This is a genomic window from Gracilibacillus sp. YIM 98692, from assembly GCF_010993965.1.
Lineage (GTDB): Bacteria > Bacillota > Bacilli > Bacillales > Amphibacillaceae > Gracilibacillus.
Genome location: NZ_WIXM01000010.1, coordinates 39,096 through 60,448, shown reverse-complemented (window position 1 = coordinate 60,448; position 21,353 = coordinate 39,096). Strand labels below are relative to the sequence as shown.

Sequence of the window (21,353 nt, the reverse complement as noted above, 5' to 3'; positions counted from 1 at the left end):
CTTTCACATTCCATTTTTTATTAGAATCTGTTCCTTTTAATTATAGAGGAGACAATAAATATGCTGCCCCTTTCTTCGTTTGGAACTTATACCTTCCTTCTCCCACTTTTTCTAGACTTAGAGGTTTTGAACTTTCTTTTTCTTTGACAACGAACTCATCATGAATTATACATTCCTTACCTGAAAGCGATATCAATTTTATGTTCGATAATGTTCCATCGTGCCATTCCATGTTCACTTCAAAATGACCTCGAGCTCTTAAACCTGTAACTTTTCCATCTGGCCATGTATCTGGCAATGATGGGAGGAAATTCAAAACACCTTCATGCGATTGCAATAACATTTCAGCAATTCCTGCAGTAACACCAAAATTTCCATCGATTTGAAAAGGAGGATGTGCATCAAATAAATTAGCATATACGCCCCCTTTATGGTAATTTTCCTGATTTTCTTCATCCACTAATTGCAGTAAATTTTCAATCAATTTAAGGGCTTGATTACCATCTCCAAATCGTGCCCATAACCCAACTTTCCATCCTAAACTCCATCCTGTGCCGCCATTTCCCCGACGTTCTAATGACTTGATGGCTGCTTTGAAAAATTCAGGTGTATCGGAAGCTGTTAGTTGTCTTCCAGGATAAACGCCGAATAGATGAGATACATGACGGTGATATGGATCCTCATCTTCAAAATCCTGATACCATTCTTGTAATTGGCCGTGCTTTCCTATTTTCATAGGATACAATAGGCTTTTTACTTCTGTTAGCTGATCACGAAAAGCTTTGTCTATCTGCAAAACTTCTGCCGCTTCCATACAGTTGGTAAACAAATCCCAGATAATAGCCATATCCATTGTAGAAGACTTACTAACAGCAGCTTTAGTACCATTATGAATAAATTTATGTTCAGGAGAAGTAGAAGGATTAGTGCTTAAATAGTCATCCTCGTCTTTCACTAACCAATCAAGACAAAATAGCGCTGCACCTTTCATAATTGGATAAGCCTTTTTCCGTAAAAAATCCTCATCTTTATTAAATGCGAAATGCTCCCATAAATGCTGAGCAAGCCAAGCCCCTCCCATTGGCCATTGCGTCCAAACAGGATCTCCATGTCCATAATCTCCTGCAGGTGCAGTCTGACACCATATATCTGTATTATGGTGCGCTACCCAACCATTAGCTCCATAATATTCTGTTGCGGTTAATTTGCCATTTTCGGACAGCCTTGCTATAAAACTTAAAAGTGGCTCATGACACTCTGATAAATTCGTTGTCTCTGCTGGCCAATAATTCATCTCAGCATTTATGTTTAATGTATAATTACTACTCCATGGGGGGCGTGTCGTCTGATTCCATATCCCTTGCAAATTAGCTGGTTGAGATCCTGGGCGTGAGCTAGTAATCATTAAGTATCTTCCATATTGAAACAACAGCTCTACTAAACCAGGATCTTCTGCACCATATTCTAGAATACGTTGATCTGTTGACATATCCTTTGGCGCTTTTTCTTCACCTATTTTTAACTCAACCCGATCAAATAAGCTGCGATAATCGTTGATATGCCTCTGTCTTAATTCTTCATAAGAATACTCCATCGCATTCTTTAGATAGCTTTTCGTTTTCTGTGATGGATCTTTTTTCTCTGAAAGATTATCTTCATTAAAACTTGTAGCAGCAGAGAAGAAAAATGTTGCACTTGTTGCACCCTTTAAATGAATACCATCGTGATTGATCGTGAACGAACCAGACTCATGCTCGATTCCGAGCCTTCCTTCAAAGGTCATTGCTTTTGCTTGATCATCGTTTCCATATATGATTGGATTCTCTGTTTTGTAGTAATTAGGGTCTACGTGTTCTGGAGCTTGACCGAACATAACGATTTTATTTTCTTCTAAATCTGTACGATATCTTAGTTGACTTTTTAAATGGGCATGTACATTTAATAAGCCTGGATGACTTGTTTTCATATGAATGACGGCAATTTGATCCGGATAGGAAATAAACATCTCTCTAGAAAATCTTGCTTCACCGATTTTGTACTCGATATAGCTAATTCCTTCGGTTAAGTCTAGACTTCTCCTATAATCATTAGCAATTTCACCATGTTCAAAATGAAAATATAGGTCACCTAATGGTAAGTAAGATTGTGTATATGGTCCCATCATTTTCTTGGCTATATGGTCCGCCTCTTCAAAATTCTCTTCATTTACTTGATGACGTATTTCAGAAAGATAATGCTTTGCTTCTGGATTATTCCAATCTCTTGGATACCCGGACCACAATGTTTCCTCATTTAACTGGAGGTGTTCCTCAGCCACTCCTCCAAAAACCATCGCACCGAGCTTACTATTTCCCATTGGTAATGCTTCCGTCCACTTTACCGCTGGTTTCTTATATTGTAATTTCAATGAAATACCTCCAATAGAATGATAGAATCTCCTAAGATTTACTCTATTTCCACTCTGAATTTCCACTCGACCAAGTTTTATTATGAATAGGTTTAAGAATATCAAGCACAGCTTCTAGAATATCCTCATCTATTGGTTCTTCTGCCCATTTAATATTTTTCGTTATGTTATTGACACTTGCGGTACTAACTAAAGTAGTTGGAATGAACTCATTTTGTACAGAATATTGAATAGCTAATTTTGCTAGATCTTGACCATTTTCTTCACAGAATTCTGCTGCCTCTTTACACACCTGCTTCATTTCTTCATCAGCCGGGTGCCAGCTAGCGACTTCGCGTGAGCTTAATAATCCCATCGACAACGGGGAAGCGTTTATTAATCCTACTTGCTTTTCTTTCAATAAAGGTATTAGGGATAAAAGCGACGTATCATTTAATGAATAATGACAATAGGACAGAATAACATCTAAATCTGCTTTGTTAAGAACTTTATCAAAAATAGTTAGTGGCAATCCTGATACTCCGTAAAATCGAATTTTACCCTGTTCTTTTAATTCTTCTAAAGCTGGAATTCCTTCCTCTAACACTTGGTCATAAGAACCAAATTCAATATCATGCAACAATAAAATGTCTACATAATCCGTACCCAACCTTTGGAGACTTTCCTCCAAACTTGTAGTTATTTTTTTCTTAGAAAAGTCAAACTCATTGTCACCATATCTACCCGCTTTGGTAGAAAGAAAATATTTGTCACGTGGTATATCTCTTAATGCCTTCCCTAAGACAGTCTCCGCCTTGGTTAATCCATAATATGGTGAAACATCAATGAAATTAATGCCTTGATCAACAGCAGCATGAACAGACTTAATTCCTTCATCTTCATTGATTTCCCTAAAAACTGATCCAAGTGAGGACGCACCATAACTTAGTACAGATACATCTAATCCTGTGTGACCTAATTTTCTGTATTTCAAGCTTGTTCCTCCTCTTTTATATGTTTAAGTTTGTAAAAGTCTATCGCATTTTTACCAAATACCCATTCTCTAGCTTCTTTTGAAACATAGCTTGGAAGTGTGTCGTTTAATAGATGGTAGACATCATCATAGCTAGCAGCCAATAAACAAACTGGCCAATCACTGCCATACATCACACGACGAACCCCAAAGACATCCATAATATGATGCACATAAGGGATAAAATCTTCTTTTTTCCAGTTTTTATGATTTGCTTCTGTCACCATCCCGGATAATTTACAATAGATATTTGGGTGACTAGCAATTTCAGCCATTTGACTTTTCCAGGGTTCTAACTTCCCTTGTTCAATTTCTGGCTTGGCAATGTGATCGATTACTCCTCTTATCGAAACACGATTTAATAATTCACATACAGCAGAAAGTTGACTGGAATGAACTAAAAGATCGACTGGAAGATCGATCTCCTCCAAATAAGAGAACGCTTCCAAATAATGAGAACTTAAAATAATATTTTCATCTGGCATATCTTGAATCATCATACGGATTCCAACGAACTTAGGATTTTTTCTAAATGTCTCTAGTTGTTCCTTATAAGAAGGATTATCTATGTCAATCCATCCAACAACACCTAAGATGGATTCAGAACGTTCACTTAGTGAGAGAATGAATTCCGTTTCTTCCATAGTTGGGGCAGCTTGAACAACAATCGTTTTATCTATACCACAACTTTTTAGATGATGAACCAAATCTTCCTCTAGAAAATCACGATATAAAGTAGTTATTTCAGGCGTTATCCACCCATAGTCACCTCTACTAATCTTCCAATAATGTTGATGAGCATCTATTCTCATGACTTCTTCACCCTTTATTACTTATTCAGAAATAACACCTTTTTTCAGGATAATGTTGGCATAAAGTGCTTTTTCACCTGTTGCCACTATGGCATAGGATTTCTTCGCTCTTTCATAAAAAGCAAATCTCTCTTCGTATTCAAATGGATTTTCTACAGAGGTCTGACTTGCTATTATAGATTCATATTCTTTCCAAATCGGTGTTTCCACAGTGTCTCCCTTCACAACTTCCATTAATGCAACTGGGTGTTTGGTATAAGTATCTAACGGAAACAATGATAATATAGCTTCAAGAAGCTCCGATGTTCCATTCCCATCACAACGTACTAATTTTGCCCCATGACTTGCTGCAGGAAAATTACCATCAGCAAGTACGATTTCATCTCCGTGCCCCATCTCCATCAATACTTTTATTAATTCAGGGGATATTATTTTTGGAATACCTTTTAACATGTTATTATTCCTCCCTTTCTATTTTCGGATGACTTCCACCATTGCTTTCACTACATTCCAGGATCGCTGGAGGGAACTTCCGTATAAGAAGAAGCATCGTTTCCTTTTTTGTATATTTGATTCTTGATCTGCTGCTTCTTTATCATTTAACCTTTTATCATTTTATGACTTCATCCATCAAGATAAAGAAATGAAATCATTCTGTGTTGCTTATTTCCCAATCCTTCTATTATAAGTATAATTATAGGTAGACATGCTCAGATTAGTAATCCAATTAAGGCGACAAAAATTCAGTTGAGATGTCGTATTTTTACAGAATGGGGGAATACTCATGAAGCTACCTCCTATAGACATTGGGAATATAGATTTCAAGCTCACCATTGGAGGCTTGGTGTTGAACGTCATGTATGTGAAATTTGGCTATTTTTACAGTTCAATGCCTGAACATAGCCACAGTTTAGGCAGCTATGAACTTCACTACATTCCGAGTGGTCAAGGTGTATTAATAGCTCAAGGAAATCGTTACCAAATAAAGCCTGGTACGTTGTTTATGACGGGGCCGGATGTCACCCATGAGCAAATAACGAATCCGAATGATCCGATGGCAGAATACTGCATTTTTTTTGAAATTCTATCGAACGATTCCGCTTCTATGAATAAACATTCCATCTTGAGAGATAACATCCTTTCTGAATTATTGATATCTACACCATTCTGGTTTGGTACGGACAACGGCGGACTAATGAAGTTATTTGAAATGCTAGCTGATGAGTTAGCACATTATCGTATTGGATTGCACCATATGGCAACCAATATTCTTGAAATGATTTTAATCCAAACAATCCGGCAATACTCTGAGACTCATGCTTCTACGTCTGTCCCACTTAAATCACTAGACGACAGCAGAATGGTTATCATCGAGAACAGCTTCTTATTCCAATATGCAACCATCACCCTTAGCCAGCTAGCAGAGATGCTGGGTTTAAGTACAAGGCAGACAGAGCGGGCCGTTCAAAAGCAATATGGTATGTCTTTTATGGAAAAAAAGAAGCAGGCAAGAATGAGTGCTGCTAGTCACCTTTTGTTGACAACAGAATTATCCGTGACAGCTATTGCAAGGCAAATCGGCTTTACAACGGTGGAGCAGTTTAGTAATGCTTTCAAAAAATTTTATGGGATGACTGCAACCCAGTATCGAAAAAAACAGGTCTAGTGCCTGTCACTTTCCGCTTAAATAGAAAGGACTGGGATTCAGACGGAACCGTGTTCCCTGGAGGGGAAGCGCTCGGATCACGCCAATGGGCAGGCTCAGCTATGGTTGATGATGGCAAGCTACACTTTTTCTACACCGCGACGGGAAGAAAAGGGGAAGATCATGTTACCTACGAACAGCGCTTGGCTAAAGCATCAGCTGATATAGAAATCACAAAGAAAGACGGAAGATCATTTAACAACTGGTCGGATCATGATGTGATTCTTGAACCGGAGGGTAAATATTATCAAACGATGGAAGAAGGCATGCAAGGCGATATTGCTTATGCATTCCGTGACCCGTGGTTTTTTGAAGATCCGAAAACTGGTGAAAAATACATTCTTTTTGAAGGGAATTCCAATGGCACACCAGCTGAACGCTAGTGTGAACCTAAGCACATCGGGTCAGAAGAATTCCGAGCCAATCATAAAGTCCCTGAGAATTCAAATTATTTAATGGCAGCATCGGCATTGCTAAATCAACCAATCAAGATTTAATAGAATATGAAATAATGCCTCCTTTAGTGGAAGCAAATTGTGTGAACCAGGAACTTGAACGTCCACATATGGTAACTAAAGGAAACAAGTACTATTTGTTCACAGACACTCACCTTAATAAATTTGCACCTGGTACTTCAGGTCCGAAGGGTCTATTTGGATTTGTACCAGATTCTCTTGTGGGAAGCTATCAGCCATTGAATGACAGTGGTTTGGTTGTTGCCAATCCTAAGGACAAGGCCAAGATTGTGAAGAAAAAGATCCAGGTGTATTCAAATAAATTTCACCTTAGATTTAGAAGATACGCTAGAGCCTGAAATTGTGCAAAACTGGATAATGTAAATAAGCTAAAGATAAATCGGGATGACCCAAAAGGACTTTAACAAGTCCTTTTGAGGTCGCCTCTTTTTTGTTTTATATTTAGACGAAATATAAAAAGAAATCGCTCTTTACGCTATAATTGTAAGTTACCACGAAAAGACGATTTCTAATGAAACATGATCATATTTCTTTTATTGATAATAACATGGGATCAATTAATGATTACCTTTTTTGCTCTGTCCATTCTACTACATAATCTTCTAGTACATTTTTTAGTTCCTCGGCCTATTCGTGAGTAGGCTTCATCATTTAGATTGGCAATGGACCATGCTGGTGCTAAAAATTCTTCGCCACTTAATAATACAATGGATAATTTTTCGGCTAGACGGTATAAAATGCCTAGTGGTTGGTTTATAATTCTTTTTGAAGTAATCAGTGAACCCTTTCTGATTACACCATATTTCCAAATCAATCTCTGTATAATATTCTGCATCGTATGGTATATGTTTCATCGGTAAACCTAAACCCTCGCATAATAGATTCATTCTTCGATGTGAATTGAAAGGTAAATCCGCCATTAGAGAGCGAAACCCTGATGGCCACCTAATCAAAAAAGTATAGGTATATGATTTTTGGGCTTCAAATGGTCGCTTAATGGATAGGGTGCATCGTTTTCCTAATCAACCTAACTCTATATAACAAACCATTATTACTGGGATATCAAAGCAATGAAGAAATTCCTTCTAACATGTTGTACCCCCTCTCTCCATCCTAGAATCTAATTTGTCTTCCAATTGGCTACTTGATATTATTTGTTTATTTGAAGTAATAGAGAACCTATTATTAGCTTTTAATTTCACATCATAATACTCATTCCCAATTGATGATGGTGTAATTTTCGCACCATCTTGACTATAAACCTGATAATGTTCAAATAGATTAGGTAACTTCAAGGTTATGGCTGTATCTCTCTCAGCAATTATATCAGCATCAAATTTTTCATTTTCTATATCCCAGGAAACGGAAACCCTACCTGTACAAAATCTAAAATTATTAAATCTTCCTTTTTGCCATTTATCAGGTATGGCTGGTAGTAACTTAATCATAGTTGGGGATACAAAAATCAACATTTCTTGAACAGCATTTACCCATCCCATATTAGCATCCATTTGAATAGGTGCTGTTTTTATTTCCATACTTAACCCCATGTCTCTCCAATCATTGTGAACGGTAACAAAATTATTTAATAAACATGACCGAGATAGTATATTTAAACATTCCAATGCCTTATTTCCATTATTCATACGTGCGTATATACTTGACATATGTGACAAGGACCAACCTGTTTGTGCCCCTAATTTACGTTTTTTAACTGCTTTTTCAAAGGCCTTAAATAACTCTGAATCATTTTCTTCGGTATACTCTCTTCCAGGAAATATTGGATATATATGAGACAGGTGTCTATGATTGTATCGATCATCAAATTTTTGATCCATCCATTCCCTTATAGCCCCATCCTTATTTATACGGTATGAAGGAATTTTTGTAAGCATGGCACTCCATTTTTTAATTTCTTCTGAAGAATATAGTTCAATTTCTTCACTACCTTCTATTAAATTACGAATGACTTCTTTCATGATTGCAAAATCCATTGTTGCATCTTTTGTTGTTGGCATAGGATGGGCAATAGGATTCCCATCCTTAGGCATAAAATTTCCTGGTGTATTTTCGGGAGACACAGAGGGAAAAAATGTATAAAAACCATCGTTACCCTTTACAAGAAAGTCTTCATAAAATAGTACGACTTCTCTCATAAAAGGCAATATTTTATCTCTTAACATCTTTTTATCACCGGTATATAAGTAGTAATCATAAAAGTGCTGAGCAAGCCAACCAGCTGCTCCAGTCCAATTCATAATTACTGGTACGATTTGGTTTGGAACACCTATTCCTGGTGAAGAACCTGCTGGAATATATATCCCTCTACAGCCGTATAACTTTTTGGCATTTTCTCGAAAATCATTAATCATATCATGATAGTAATCTATTAAATTATTTGATAACTTTGATAAACCACCAACATTAACGTGCCAATACATCATTTGAATATTCTCATTGGCCATGTTCAAGCACCACATTAAATCATACTCTCCACCCCATAAACCATACATGCCAAATGGTTGACCACTATTTCTAGTTCCAGAAATAAATAAGTACCTACCATATGTCCACATTTTTTCAACCAAAGAAGTTGGTGCTTCGCCATCATAAGCATCGAGCAAAAGTTCTTCATTCGAACGAAGATTGTTATTACCATCTACAAGCTCTAGCGAAGATGAACGGAATAGTTCCCCGTGCAACGTTGCGTGAGAATGAAACAATGTATGATAATCAGAATCAATTCCCTCTAACTCATCCCTTAATTTATCCCATTCTTTTTCATATTCACTTTTCACAAAAACCTTCACAAAAACAAGTACACTTTTTGAATTTTTGCAGGATAGCTTATTACCTTCTGTTGTTAATTTACCATATTTCGGAACAACATTTATCACTGCACCAAAATCAGTATGATCGTCATTTTTGCATGCGTAAAAAATATAATTATCTTCAGTCTTTACCTTAACCGATTGTTTTAATTCACTGCATCTGTCTTTCATACTTACTTGTGTACTTTCATGAAAAGCAAGTTCAAATTCTGCATCGATATTTTCACCATTTGATAGAATTTCATAAACGATCATATTATCTGCGCGTGAAACAAAAAGGTTTCTTTCATATCGATTATGTCCATCTTCCCATTTTACCTTTACTTCACCTGTCTCCATGTCAAGCATCCTGCGATAATGTTTAAACCCGTACATAGACGGCATTGATACTTTCAAATCTACAAGTGGTAGTAAAGAGGCTAAACGAGTATCATATCCTTTTTCTTTTAACGTGTTTGATAAATGCCAACTCGCATCTAAATACTTTTCTTCCTCCATCATTTTTCTTACTTCGGGTAGTGTATAGCTAACATCTGGCAGTTGATTTTTTTTCCCCATATGTCTTAAAGCTTCATGATTGATTAAAATTGTTTCATTTTTAACAGCACCGTAAACGGATGCACCTATTTCTCCATTACCAGAAGGAAGACCTTCTCTCCAGATATTCCCCCACCAAGAGGCTGGATATTTTAAAAGGAGTTTATTTTTATCCATTTGTCATCATTCCTCCTAATTAGATTTCATAGTTGAATAGATCACTTGCAAAAGCAAGTGATCTATATTTAATTAATTTACATTATCGTAAGCTTCTTGATTAATCTCCAAATAACGAGCAATACCTATATCTTCTAATCCCTGAACATAAGAATCCCAATCACCATCTATATCCTTACTACCTGTTATAAATTGGACCATATTTTCTTCAATATATGAGTTTATTTGTGTCTTTAATTGATTATATTCATCTGAAACCTCTTCAGGAATAAATACACCGGATGGAAATACTTCATCAGGCTCATGCCCATCATATTTTTGCGTTTCATTATACAAACGTAGTTCAGTTCCTTCTAACGAATATTGATCTTCAGGAGCAACCCAATTTATTCCACCAGGAATATACCTTGGCCCCAACTGATCCCAACCTAAGTTTCCTATATCATTGGATGAAACTTCAGGGTTTGGCTTATAATCAGCTTGTTCACCATTAATCCCGATTTCCCCTTCATCAGCTTCTAATAATGTCCCTTCTCCAACCGGTCCATATTGCGCAAAAATAGCTCCTTCTTTACTATATAGGTAATCAGCAAGTTTGATAGCTTTTATTTGTTCTTCCTCTGTTGCTTTATTTGTTATTGCGAAAAATCCTTCTCCAGCACCTCCATAATATGCTGATAGTTGGACACCATCTGGACCAACTAATGGAGGAATTGTATCATAGTTTCTTGCTAAATCATCTGCTCGATCCACAAAATCTCCATAGAATCCCCCTGCAACTACCCCAAGCTGGTTACTCATTCCAAGCTGAAATAAAGCATCTCTATTTTGAGTAAATGCACCTTGATCAATTAGTCCCTCTGAATTTAAACTATTTAAATAGTCTAATCCGTCTTTCCACTCCGACTCTGTTGCAGCGAGTTTAACGTTTCCATCTTCAATAAACAAATAATCTTCTGAATTGTTATATATAAACGCATTCATAATAAATCCATCAATATTGCCATGCCAACTATCCGTTGATCCTGTTAACGGAATTTCATCAGATGGATCTCCATTACCATTCGCATCCTTTTCAGAAAACGCCTTCAATACTACCTTTAGCTCTTCTGTAGTAGTAGGAATTTCTAGATTAACTCGTTCTAACCAATCTGTATTAATCCACATTTTCTGTGAATAATTACAGTGGTAACAAGTACTAATTTCCGGTAATGCATAAATATTACCATCTGGAGCTGTTATCTCAGGCTTTAAATAAGATAATTCTTCTAAAGCAGTTTGTACATTAGGTGCATGTTCTTCTATTAAATCATTTAATGGTAATAATATCCCTTGACTACCATATCGTTGTTGTTCTACCCTTGTTAATCCTTCTTCTGCATGATTTCCATGTAAAAATACATTTGTATAATCTCCACTCGCAAACATTAATTGCTTCCTTTGAGCTTGACCTTGATTAGGAACTATTGTCCAATCAAATTTCACACCTAATTTTTCCTCAACATGTTCCGTAAATTTGTTATCTTCTATATCAATATTAGGTTTTGGTGAGGCAAAAACAGTTAATTCTTCAGAATCACCATTACTCGTTTTTTCCTCTTCATTTGAATCACCATCTTCTTGCGATACATCTGTTGAATTATCTGTACAAGCAAATAACACAACTGATACCAGTAACAGAAAACCGATTAGAAATAACCTTTTCATTTTCATTGCCTTCCTCCTAAATAATTTATTTTTTGTTATTCTTTTACTGAACCTATCAGCATCCCTCTAACAAAATGTTTTTGTACAAAAGGATAAATGAGTAAAATAGGTAAAGTAGTTAATACTATTAAAGAATACTTTAATTGATTAGCTAAATTTAATTGCGCAGAATAACTTGCCACATCCGTAATATTAGAAATGTCTACCGTGTTCATTATTACAATTTCTCTTAGCACCAATTGTAAAGGATACAATTCACGTGAACTTAAAAACATTAGAGCCTCAAAATATGAATTCCAATGAAATACGGCATACATCAAAATTAATACTGCGACAATTGGTTTTGACAATGGCAAAACTATCTTCAACATAAAGGCTAAATCACTACAACCATCTAATTGAGCAGCTTCAGATAGTTCCTCTGGTATTGTCATTTGGAAAAATGTCCTGGCTATAATAACTTGCCATACCATTAAGGCATTAGGTAAAAGCATTGCCCATATACTATCTAACATACCTAAATTCTTAACTGTCAAATAAAGAGGAATAAGCCCTCCTTCAAACAGCATTGTAAATACCAGTAGAAACATGATGATTCCACGACCAACGAAAGTTTTTCTCGATAATGGATAGGCAATCATAATAGTTAATATAATATTAATTGTTGTACCAAGAGTTGTATAAAATAATGTATTAGCGTATCCACGAAGGACAGATGATTGAGAAAAGACGGCCTTAAATCCCTCCAGACTAAAATCAACCGGTAAAAGCCATACTTTCCCTGCTGCAACTGCACTAGGAGAACTAAGAGATGCACTTAGTATATAGACCAAAGGATATAGCACAACTACTAATACGGCCGTTAAAAATAAATAAATAAATATAATAAATAATCTATCTGAACCTGAATCCTTAATTGTTTGTTGGCTCATCGCTATAACACCCCCCTACCACAAACTACTTTCAGATACCCTCTTTGCAAGGTAATTTGCTAAAAGCAATAGAATCAAGTTAATCACAGAGTTAAATAACCCTACAGCTGATGCAAAACTGAAGTTTGCTCCTTCTATCCCCACTTTAAAAACATAAGTCTGTAACACTTCTGATGCTGAAAGGTTTAGATTATTCTGCATCAAGTAAATTTTCTCGAATCCTAACTTCATAAATTGACCAACATTTAAAATAAGCAATATAACAACCGTCGGCATTATGCTTGGAAGATCAATGTGAATGATTTTCTGTAATCGTGTAGCACCATCCACCCTTGCCGCTTCATATAATTGTGGATTGACTCCAGATAATGCAGCCAAATAGATAACTGCCCCATATCCAACATTTTGCCATACATCAGACCAAACAAAGATATGACTAAAATACTGTGGTATTCCCATAAAATCAACTTGTTGAAAACCCATAAATTCAAATAAATGATTGAAAATACCTAATCTTGGTGATGTAAAAAGAATAATCATGGATACTACAACAACTGTTGAAATAAAGTATGGTGCAAACGTTATCATTTGTACAGATTTTTTAAAGATACCATTTCTTATTTCATTTAATGCTAAAGCTAAAATAATAGGCGCTGGAAACCCTACAAGTAGTCCATAGACACCAAGAAGTAATGTATTATTTACTATTGGCCAAAAATTTGGTGCTGTAAAAAATGCTTCAAAGTGTTTCCATCCTGCCCAAGGACTTCCTAAAATTCCGTCTACAGCATTAAAATCCTTAAATGCGATCAGAGCTCCATACATTGGGATGTACTTAAAAATCAACAAATACAATAATGGGAGCATAACGATTAAATACAACTGCCAATGCCTTTTGATTTGTTTCAATTTTATTTTAGTTAACTGATTACTTAAATAACTTTTATTTTTTTGCAAAGGTAACCTATTCGTGTCCATCTTGTTTTCACCTCCAATCTGTTTTTTAAGTTTTCTTTGCTTACACCCAAACATTATATTTTTCTGACTATTCCGTCAATAAACCAAGTTCTTTTAATATACTAATTTCGCCAAATCTTAAAAACACTTCTAAATAGGAGAATATAAACAATATTCTCATCTAAACTATTCTTACCAAATTAGAATTAACCACTGATTTTAAATAAAAAATGACAATAAAAATCACCCCGAGAATACGGGGTGATTTTGCAATTAGTTATTTCTTTTCCTGAATTCACCAGGAGTTAGATTATATAACTTCTTAAATGTTCGACTAAATGAAATTGAACTCGTATACCCTACCTTTTCAGCTATTTCTTTAATAGTAAAGTCCGTTTTTTCCAAGAATAATTTAGATTGTCTCATACGTAAACCAATTAAAAAATCAACAAACTTGATACCATAGTAACTTTTAAACAATTTACTGACATATTTATCACTGATTTGAAATTTATCACTAAGATGTATTAATGACAGGTTTGGATCATCAAAATTTTCCTCTAAATAATTTTTAATTTCTTGTATTGTATAAAAAGAGCTTTTTTGTTCTTGTAGCAATTTTAAATTTTCCTCTAATGACGACAATGCTTTATTGAAATCATTATCAAGTTCAGACAATATTTCATATTGATCTGGATTAGGAAAATCAGATAAAAAACTTTTATTACTATTTATATCTAACCTTTTCAATTCTCTGTCTATATAAAAGCCAATATAATTCATCAAGCTAATTATCTCACTTCTTGTGAGTTGTTTTTTCTTAATCTCATCAATAAAGACATTATATTGATTTCTCCAACCATTATCGAACCTTATTAGTAAATGGACAATGTCTCGTACTCGTTCTAAATAATTATATAATTCATTAAACTCGTCATTAGTTAAATCTTTGTAGTACAGAATCTTATTATTTTCATTTACCATTTTAAACTCAAGAGCTTCAACTGCCTGATTATATGAAATGTGAATACTACTTAATTTCTTTACTCTATCACCTAATCCAACTGTAACCGTATATGGGAAATTACCCTCAACCAGATGAATTATATGAGTGAGAAAATCAAGGGTTGTACCTACTAAATCAACTTCACCTTTTACTGTTTGAACAATACAACTTAGTCTATGTTCTGAAACCCAATCCATCCATAAAATTAATTTATTCTGTTTTTCAATCTCATATAAAACCTGAGGAAGCGAGTTTTTAAACTTTGATTGTTCAGTGGCATCTAATGATGTATAACTATCAATCTCAAATACACAAACAACACTCTCTCGCCAATCGATAGGAATTTCATTTTTTTCCTTCTCTTTATTCCATTTGTTAATATCAAGATTTTTTTTATAGGTACCTCGTACTAATTCATTAAAAAAATCTTTTCTTCGTATTTCAATATATTTTTCCTTGTCTAATTCATACTCATTAGTTTGTTCAATCATCTGATCAATGGTCTTTTCAATTACTTTAATATCCGTATAATTTTTTTCTTCATTCTCAAAAGCATTAGTAATCATATTAAAGTCAAATACTCGCCTTAATAAATTATCTATTGGTTTAAAATTATGGTTAGTTAAATATATAATTAATATAATCCCAAGCACAATGGATAGTCCAATAACTAAAATCCATAAAGAGGAGATTCCTGAAATAGCAGCTGCATAGATTCCTTCCTTTAACCCGGATTCAATTTTCCATCCGGTGTACCCGGATTCTGTATTTGAAATTATTTCTTTTTCATTTGCACTACCTAAAATGATATTATTATGTTGATCTCTTAGGTTAATAAATGTAATATCATGATTGTAAAGGCTGCTTACTAATTCTTTAATACTGTTTAAATTTATATTTATAACCATTATCCCTGGAAGACCGTTGGCTACGGTTGCATATCTAACTAATGAAACAACTTCTTTTCCTTCCTGGTAAGTAGATTCATTAAAGTCCCTTTTAGTTGTCCATTTAAAAAAGAAATTACTCTCAGTTACTTTCTTAATAAAAGAAGAATCATTATAACTTTCTACACTGGTGATGGAATTTGGACTTGCTAATATTCCGTCATTTAATCTAACAATATATATTGAATCTATTAATGATTCACTAGATTGTAACTCTTTTAAATAGGTAATTGTTCTATAATTCGTATATGTAGCATTTTTATCCGTATATAACTTATCTTCTCTCAAGAACGAATGGATTTCTTCACTATATAAAATCTCTTTAGTAGCTAAATAATCAATTTCTTTTAATGTATTATCAATAATATTTAAAACCTGTTCATTTAATGTACGATTAGCCTCTGCTGTTTCATTCTCAGTCTTAATAACTAATATATAAAAAAAAGAAATTAATAAAAAAATGGAAATAATAACAAAAATAGGAAGGGTTGTTAATAGAAAGCGATAATACCATCTCATAATTTTTCCACCTTTTTATTTACATAAGTTATGAGACTTATGTAAATATTGGACTTCTAAAGAACCAGTAAACAGTTTTAAAATAAGTATAAATGAATGTGAAAGCGTTGTCAAAAACATGTATGTGAATGAATTTCATAAGTCTGAGCCTTTGTGCCTCAAGTGTTTCAAACATAAAAAATGGAGACCTCCCCAAGTCTTGTATAATGGTAGTGACCAAACTAACCTAAAAAGACTGGAGGGACTCCCTATATGCGAAGGCACCCTCACGATTATTCCTCGGTACCCAAAGCATATAAAAGCACACCCCAACCTTCATCCCACCTCCCGGCAAGCCAATTATTCCACATCTTTCCAATCAGACTTAAAGATTTTTTCCTTTCCATAATCAATAGCAATTTGACATGCCTGAGAAAATGGATTTGTGCCTTGTAATGCAACTGCTAAACCAATTTGTATATGACCTGGCTAACCTTTCTACTAGAAATGGTAATTTACACACAATTACTGACACACCCACAGAAGCCCTCTGTTAGTTTCTATTATTGTGAGAGATTATACCTTTTTTTAGAATAATATTTGCATAAAGCGCTTTCTCACCTGTTGCCACTATCGCATAAGCTTTCTTCGCTCTTTCGTAAAAAGCAAATCTCTCTTCGTAATCAAAAGGACTTTCCTTTGAAGTTTGTTTAACAACTATGGACGCGTATTCTTTCCAGATTGGTGTTTCAACAGGATCTCCTTTAACCAACTTCCATTAATGAAACAGGGTGTTTTGTATAAGTGTCTAGCGGAAATAGCTGGAGAATGGAATCTAAAAGCTCGGTTGTTCCATGCCCGTCATATCGAATAACTTTATTCCCATGACTTGCTGCAGGAAAATTGCCATCAGCTAATACGATTTCATCTCCATGTCCCATCTCCATTAACACTTTTAATAACTCTGGGGAAATTATTTCTGGAATACCTTTCAAAATTTTTGAATTCCTCACTTTTTTAATTTTTTCATGCAACTATAATTCAACTATTGCTTTAACTCCTCACTACAGGACCATTTATAGTAAGCTCATTAGAATGGAAAAACAGATTAGACAATCCTTCGCAATTAACCAATCAGATTATTGGAAAGCATCCATCATTGACTAATTATTACTCATCAAAGACAGAGTGGGCATATCATCATCGATGTCATTAACTGTTCAACCAGTGTCTTAAACAAATTAATCGATAATTGACAGCTTGCCCACTTAAATATTCAAAATCTATCAATATATTTGTCTTACTATTTATATAACGGACCAAAATTCTGACAAGCTCTGTAATCAGCTGCTTCTAAATCATTGGTTCCAAACATTCCCCATGCACTTGGTCTAAAGATCTTTTCTTCAGGAACATTATGCATATTTACCGGAATTCGAAGCATAGAGGCGAGCGTTATTAGCTCAGCTCCAATATGGCCGTAGCTCATCGCGCAATGATTGGCTCCCCAGCTATTCATGACCGAATAGACATCTTTAAAAGAGCCTTTTCCTGTGATATTCGGTACAAACCATGTTGTTGGCCAAGTAGGGTTCGTTCTTAGATCAAGCTTATCATGAACTTCTTCAGGTAAATCAACTGTATAACCTTCTGCTATTTGCAATACTGGCCCTAATCCCTTTACAAGGTTTAATCTTGCTGCTGTTAAAGGCATTTCCCCTTTAGTTAAGAAATCACTGGAGAAACCACCACCTCGGAAGTATTCCGTAGAAGCAGGTCGCCATTGGGTTGCATCAAGACACTTCTGAACTTCTTCTTCTGTAATCTCCCAATGGGCTTTCATGACTGGTTCGCCGTCTTGTGTTTGTTGTCCTGTTCCATCTAATGCAGCTGGACCAGAATTAATCAAATGGATGAACCCATCTTTTGCTTTACCTTCTGGTTGATAGCCTGTCACTCTTTTTACTGCATCTGGACTCCAGTACGTACGAACATCTGCAAAAATCTGCGCTGTATTCGTAATTAAATTTCCAAATAGCATCGTGATCGCATTTAAACTATCATTTTCTGTCGCAAACATGTACGGTGCACGAATGCCATTCCAATCGAAGGAGGAAGTAAGCATTGCTTCCATAAAGTCCCCATTAGGAAAATGATCTGTCCATTGGCGTTGACCTTGGAAACCACCTGCAATGGCATTTCGACCCAATGCTTCTTCTCCGTAACCAAGTTCTTCAAGCTTTGGATTACCAGCCATAAGGTCTCTAGCAATTAACGTCATTTTCACACTTGTTTCCCAGTCTTGATCTTTCTGTTCTCTCGTGCGAACATACCCTTCTGGATTATCATCAGCGCCTTCTTTACAGTTTTCCTTCACCCAGGCTAATGCTTTTTCATATTCCTCTTTATCATAAATCTCTTCATTTATTCTTCTTACAAATTCACTCATATCTACATATTCATTTCTCATGCCTAGGTAGTCCTGGAAGAAATCCTCTTGGATCATACTACCAGCAATCCCCATGGAAACAGAACCCATAGATACATAGGATTTACCTTTCATCATAGCCAAGGCTAATCCAGCTTTAGAGAATTTCAATAATTTCTCTTTTACATCCTCCGGTATGGTTGTATCGCCTACATCTTGTACATCTTCCCCGTAGATACCAAAAGCCGGAAGTCCTTTTTGATTATGTGCCGCTAATACAGCCGCTAAGTAAACCGCACCAGGACGCTCTGTTCCATTAAACCCCCAAACTGCCTTAGGAATGTGCGGATTCATGTCCATTGTTTCTGTACCATAACACCAGCACGGCGTTACAGTAATCGAAACACCTACACCTTCTTGTTCAAATTTTTCGGCAGCTTTTGATGCTTCTGCAACACCACCGATACAACTATCAGCGATGACACATTCAACAGGTTCACCATTGTAATACTTCAAATTCTCCGTTAATAGGTTCGCTACAGATTTTGCTAGATTCATTGTTGTTTCTTCAAGAGATTCTCGTACCCCTTTTCTACGACCGTCAATCGTTGGACGAATACCAATTCTAGGTAACTTACCATGAAATCTTTGTTCCATTTCGTAATCACTCCTCTTTTATTTAACAAACTTTACAAATCTTTCATACGCATCTTGCCATTCTTTCTGATTTTGAGGTTCATATTCTTTCGTTTGGAAGGAACGTCCGACAACTTCTCTAGCCTCTTTTAAGTCTTTTATTTCTCCAAGCGCAATGAATTGTCCAATGGCGTTGCCAATAGAACTTGCTTCTACTGGTCCAGTGATAACTTTTCTATTCGTAGCATTCGCGGTAAATTGGCATAGCCACTCATTTTTAATACCGCCACCGCCCATATGGATAGTGTTAATAGGCTTCCCTGTTAAATGCTCTAATCGATCAATAACCCAGCGGTACTTTAAAGCTAAACTTTCTAATATACATCTTAAGAACTCCCCTTTTGTCTCTAAAGACTGTTGACCGGACTTCTCAACAAAATTTTGAATTTCCTTTAACATATTTTCTGGATGAAAAAATGATGGATCGTCTGGATTAATAAAGCTCTTAAATGGCTTTGCGTCTCTGACAAGTTGGTTGTCTTCTTCGTAAGTTGTTTGCTGGTCTTCTCGTGACCACATTAGTTTGCATTGTTGGATTAACCATAATCCCATATTGTTTTTTAACAAACGGTATTCACCATCAATAGTGCCTTCATTCGTAAATCCCCAATCCAACGACTCTTCTGTGACAATTGGCTCTTTTACTTGAGTACCAATAAGAATCCAAGTACCACAACTCATAAACACTGCGTTTTCATCTTTTATTGGTAAAGCAGCTAGTGCACTAGCTGTGTCATGACCTGCTACTGCTACAACCTCAATGGGGTCCATTTCCAATTCCTTATTAATCGAATCTAATGTTGGTCCTAAAATGGTGCCAGGTTTGACAATGGGAGCCATAATAGATGATGGCAACTTTAGAAGCTCCATTAACTCATCATCCCAATCACCATTTTTATAATTCATCAGAGAAGTCGTGGAACTAATCGTAAATTCATTGGCCTTCACACCAGAGAAAAAATAGCTTACTAAATTAGGAGTTAGCAATAATGTCTCTGCTTGATCCAGAATTTCTGGCTGCCTCTGTTTAATAGCATAAAGCTGATAGATTGTATTAATGACAGCTGGCTCAACCCCAGAACGATGAAATAATTCCGTATTAGTAACAATCTTGTTAAGCGCTTCCATTCCATCGGACGTTTGAGAATCACGATAGGAATACGGATTCCCTAGCAATTCGCCGCTTGATGATAACAAACCAAAATCTACTCCCCATGTATCCACTGCTAGACTGGAAACATCATGATGACCTGCTTGGATGCTTTTTCGAATACCTTCCTTCATTTCTTGGAAAATTCTAAGAATATCCCAATAGTAATGACCACAAACATTGATGGCATGATTAGGAAAACGATGAAGCTCTTGTAACCGTATCCGTTCTCCATCATGGGAACATAACATCAATCGTCCATTAGAAGCTCCTAAATCAAAAGCCAACACTTTTTTCAAAGACCTACACCTCCCAAACGGAAATAAGTTACTTAGAATCCTTTAACAACTTGGATCTATATTGTTCTGACGAAAGATTTCTTAGATCATCCACTTGCTCGTCCGTTAAAATATTTGGGGTACCAACAGTGGAAGAAATAGTGAAAACTTTCGCAGCTTCTTCTACTAACTGCATAAAGAAGTATGCTTCTTTCATTGTTTTCCCTACCGTAAGTACTCCATGATTTCTCATGACGATAACATTCGTATCTTTAATAACTTCTCCCACTGCATCTGCTAAAATTTCATTTGTTGGGATGATATAGTCCAAGTAACGAACATTTTTAATCATTGCTGGAAAATCCGGGAACATTGGAGGTATATCTTTACCAGAAGAAGACACGCCGACCGAGTAGCTAGGATGTGTATGAAGAACTGCAGTAATATCTGGACGTTTTCGGAAACATGCTAAGTGCATTAAAATTTCTGAAGAAGGTTTTAAGTCATCTAGTACTTCACCTGTTTCAATATCTACCCTTACCCACTGATGATCTTCAATTTCTTTTAAGTCAAATCCGCTTGGCGAGAGATACATAAGGTTACCTTCTCTCATACTTAAATTCCCACCTGCACCTACTACTAATCCTGTATCCACGACCTTACTTGCATAGTGTTGTAATTGCTTAGTAATGGACATAACTACACCTCTTTCCTAATTAGTAAGTGTTTTTATCACTATACTTTCATTTTAAGAGGGTTACGGAAATATGAGTATAGATAATTACGACCTTAAATAG

General features: G+C 35.6%; 16 protein-coding genes and 1 pseudogene. 3 read left to right on the top strand and 14 right to left on the bottom strand.

Annotation, left to right across the window (positions count from 1 at the left end; all coding sequences use genetic code 11):
* Window positions 1–40: 40 nt before the first annotated feature.
* From GHD00_RS10950 to fucU (GHD00_RS10935), 4 genes are read right to left on the bottom strand one after another with little or no spacing between them, the layout of a single operon-like run.
* On the bottom strand, window positions 41–2,407 hold the full coding sequence (locus tag GHD00_RS10950) for a glycoside hydrolase family 95 protein (RefSeq protein WP_163538201.1): 2,367 nt from the start codon (window positions 2,405–2,407) through the stop codon (window positions 41–43).
* A gap of 43 nt (window positions 2,408–2,450) precedes the next feature.
* On the bottom strand, window positions 2,451–3,380 hold the full coding sequence (locus tag GHD00_RS10945) for an aldo/keto reductase (protein WP_163538200.1): 930 nt from the start codon (window positions 3,378–3,380) through the stop codon (window positions 2,451–2,453).
* A complete protein-coding gene (locus GHD00_RS10940; protein ID WP_163538199.1) occupies window positions 3,377–4,231 on the bottom strand; it encodes an amidohydrolase family protein in 855 nt (284 codons plus the stop codon). Before GHD00_RS10940 ends, GHD00_RS10945 begins: the two co-directional genes overlap by 4 nt.
* A 21-nt stretch (window positions 4,232–4,252) precedes the next feature.
* Window positions 4,253–4,684 (bottom strand): L-fucose mutarotase, encoded by a 432-nt coding sequence (gene fucU, locus GHD00_RS10935; protein ID WP_163538198.1) that lies wholly within the window; start codon window positions 4,682–4,684, stop codon window positions 4,253–4,255.
* Between the two features lie 331 nt (window positions 4,685–5,015).
* Here fucU (GHD00_RS10935) and GHD00_RS10930 point away from each other — a divergent pair, with 331 nt between their 5' ends.
* From GHD00_RS10930 to GHD00_RS21465, 3 genes are all read left to right on the top strand, one after another.
* A complete protein-coding gene (locus GHD00_RS10930) occupies window positions 5,016–5,897 on the top strand; it encodes an AraC family transcriptional regulator (RefSeq protein ID WP_163538197.1) in 882 nt (293 codons plus the stop codon).
* Window positions 5,897–6,319 (top strand): glycoside hydrolase family 68 protein, encoded by a 423-nt coding sequence (locus GHD00_RS21275; protein WP_205600746.1) that lies wholly within the window; start codon window positions 5,897–5,899, stop codon window positions 6,317–6,319. Before GHD00_RS10930 ends, GHD00_RS21275 begins: the two co-directional genes overlap by 1 nt.
* Before the next feature lie 80 nt (window positions 6,320–6,399).
* On the top strand, window positions 6,400–6,750 hold the full coding sequence (locus GHD00_RS21465; protein WP_163538249.1) for a glycoside hydrolase family 68 protein: 351 nt from the start codon (window positions 6,400–6,402) through the stop codon (window positions 6,748–6,750).
* Between the two features lie 747 nt (window positions 6,751–7,497).
* On the opposite strand, the gene GHD00_RS10915 is transcribed toward GHD00_RS21465, so the two are convergent.
* From GHD00_RS10915 to GHD00_RS10870, 10 genes and pseudogenes are all read right to left on the bottom strand, one after another.
* Window positions 7,498–9,957, bottom strand: coding sequence for a glycosyl hydrolase family 95 catalytic domain-containing protein (locus GHD00_RS10915; protein WP_163538195.1), 2,460 nt, complete (start codon window positions 9,955–9,957; stop codon window positions 7,498–7,500).
* Between the two features lie 72 nt (window positions 9,958–10,029).
* Complete coding sequence (locus tag GHD00_RS10910) at window positions 10,030–11,670, bottom strand: type 2 periplasmic-binding domain-containing protein (protein WP_163538194.1); 1,641 nt, start codon at window positions 11,668–11,670, stop codon at window positions 10,030–10,032.
* A 29-nt stretch (window positions 11,671–11,699) separates the two neighbouring features.
* On the bottom strand, window positions 11,700–12,596 hold the full coding sequence (locus tag GHD00_RS10905) for a carbohydrate ABC transporter permease (RefSeq protein ID WP_163538193.1): 897 nt from the start codon (window positions 12,594–12,596) through the stop codon (window positions 11,700–11,702).
* Window positions 12,597–12,611: 15 nt separating this feature from the next.
* Window positions 12,612–13,574, bottom strand: a complete 963-nt coding sequence (locus GHD00_RS10900) for an ABC transporter permease (RefSeq protein WP_163538192.1) — start codon at window positions 13,572–13,574, stop codon at window positions 12,612–12,614.
* Window positions 13,575–13,826: 252 nt separating this feature from the next.
* Window positions 13,827–16,025: an AraC family transcriptional regulator gene (locus GHD00_RS10895; RefSeq protein ID WP_163538191.1), complete on the bottom strand. Its 2,199-nt coding sequence runs from the start codon at window positions 16,023–16,025 to the stop codon at window positions 13,827–13,829.
* A gap of 339 nt (window positions 16,026–16,364) precedes the next feature.
* Window positions 16,365–16,478, bottom strand: coding sequence for a phosphogluconate dehydrogenase C-terminal domain-containing protein (locus GHD00_RS10890; RefSeq protein WP_240468672.1), 114 nt, complete (start codon window positions 16,476–16,478; stop codon window positions 16,365–16,367).
* A gap of 79 nt (window positions 16,479–16,557) precedes the next feature.
* Window positions 16,558–17,002 (bottom strand): annotated as a pseudogene (gene fucU, locus GHD00_RS10885) (L-fucose mutarotase).
* Window positions 17,003–17,307: 305 nt separating this feature from the next.
* Complete coding sequence (locus GHD00_RS10880) at window positions 17,308–19,089, bottom strand: L-fucose isomerase (protein ID WP_163538190.1); 1,782 nt, start codon at window positions 19,087–19,089, stop codon at window positions 17,308–17,310.
* Window positions 19,090–19,107: 18 nt separating this feature from the next.
* Window positions 19,108–20,568 (bottom strand): rhamnulokinase, encoded by a 1,461-nt coding sequence (locus GHD00_RS10875; RefSeq protein ID WP_240468671.1) that lies wholly within the window; start codon window positions 20,566–20,568, stop codon window positions 19,108–19,110.
* Window positions 20,569–20,605: 37 nt separating this feature from the next.
* Window positions 20,606–21,253 carry a class II aldolase/adducin family protein gene (locus tag GHD00_RS10870; protein WP_163538188.1) on the bottom strand — a complete coding sequence of 216 codons (648 nt, stop codon included), beginning with the start codon at window positions 21,251–21,253 and terminating at the stop codon, window positions 20,606–20,608.
* Window positions 21,254–21,353 lie beyond the last annotated feature (100 nt).

What these genes read in the sequence shown, in the direction of transcription:
- GHD00_RS10900 (WP_163538192.1), bottom strand. Translation starts at nt 13,574, where the DNA reads ATGGACACGAATAGGTTACCTTTGCAAAAAAATAAAAGTTATTTAAGT.
- fucU (WP_163538198.1), bottom strand. Translation starts at nt 4,684, where the DNA reads ATGTTAAAAGGTATTCCAAAAATAATATCCCCTGAATTAATAAAAGTA.
- GHD00_RS10905 (WP_163538193.1), bottom strand. Translation starts at nt 12,596, where the DNA reads ATGAGCCAACAAACAATTAAGGATTCAGGTTCAGATAGATTATTTATT.
- GHD00_RS10895 (WP_163538191.1), bottom strand. Translation starts at nt 16,025, where the DNA reads ATGAGATGGTATTATCGCTTTCTATTAACAACCCTTCCTATTTTTGTT.
- GHD00_RS10870 (WP_163538188.1), bottom strand. Translation starts at nt 21,253, where the DNA reads ATGTCCATTACTAAGCAATTACAACACTATGCAAGTAAGGTCGTGGAT.
- GHD00_RS10880 (WP_163538190.1), bottom strand. Translation starts at nt 19,089, where the DNA reads ATGGAACAAAGATTTCATGGTAAGTTACCTAGAATTGGTATTCGTCCA.
- GHD00_RS10940 (WP_163538199.1), bottom strand. Translation starts at nt 4,231, where the DNA reads ATGAGAATAGATGCTCATCAACATTATTGGAAGATTAGTAGAGGTGAC.
- GHD00_RS10930 (WP_163538197.1), top strand. Translation starts at nt 5,016, where the DNA reads ATGAAGCTACCTCCTATAGACATTGGGAATATAGATTTCAAGCTCACC.
- GHD00_RS10910 (WP_163538194.1), bottom strand. Translation starts at nt 11,670, where the DNA reads ATGAAAATGAAAAGGTTATTTCTAATCGGTTTTCTGTTACTGGTATCA.
- GHD00_RS10915 (WP_163538195.1), bottom strand. Translation starts at nt 9,957, where the DNA reads ATGGATAAAAATAAACTCCTTTTAAAATATCCAGCCTCTTGGTGGGGG.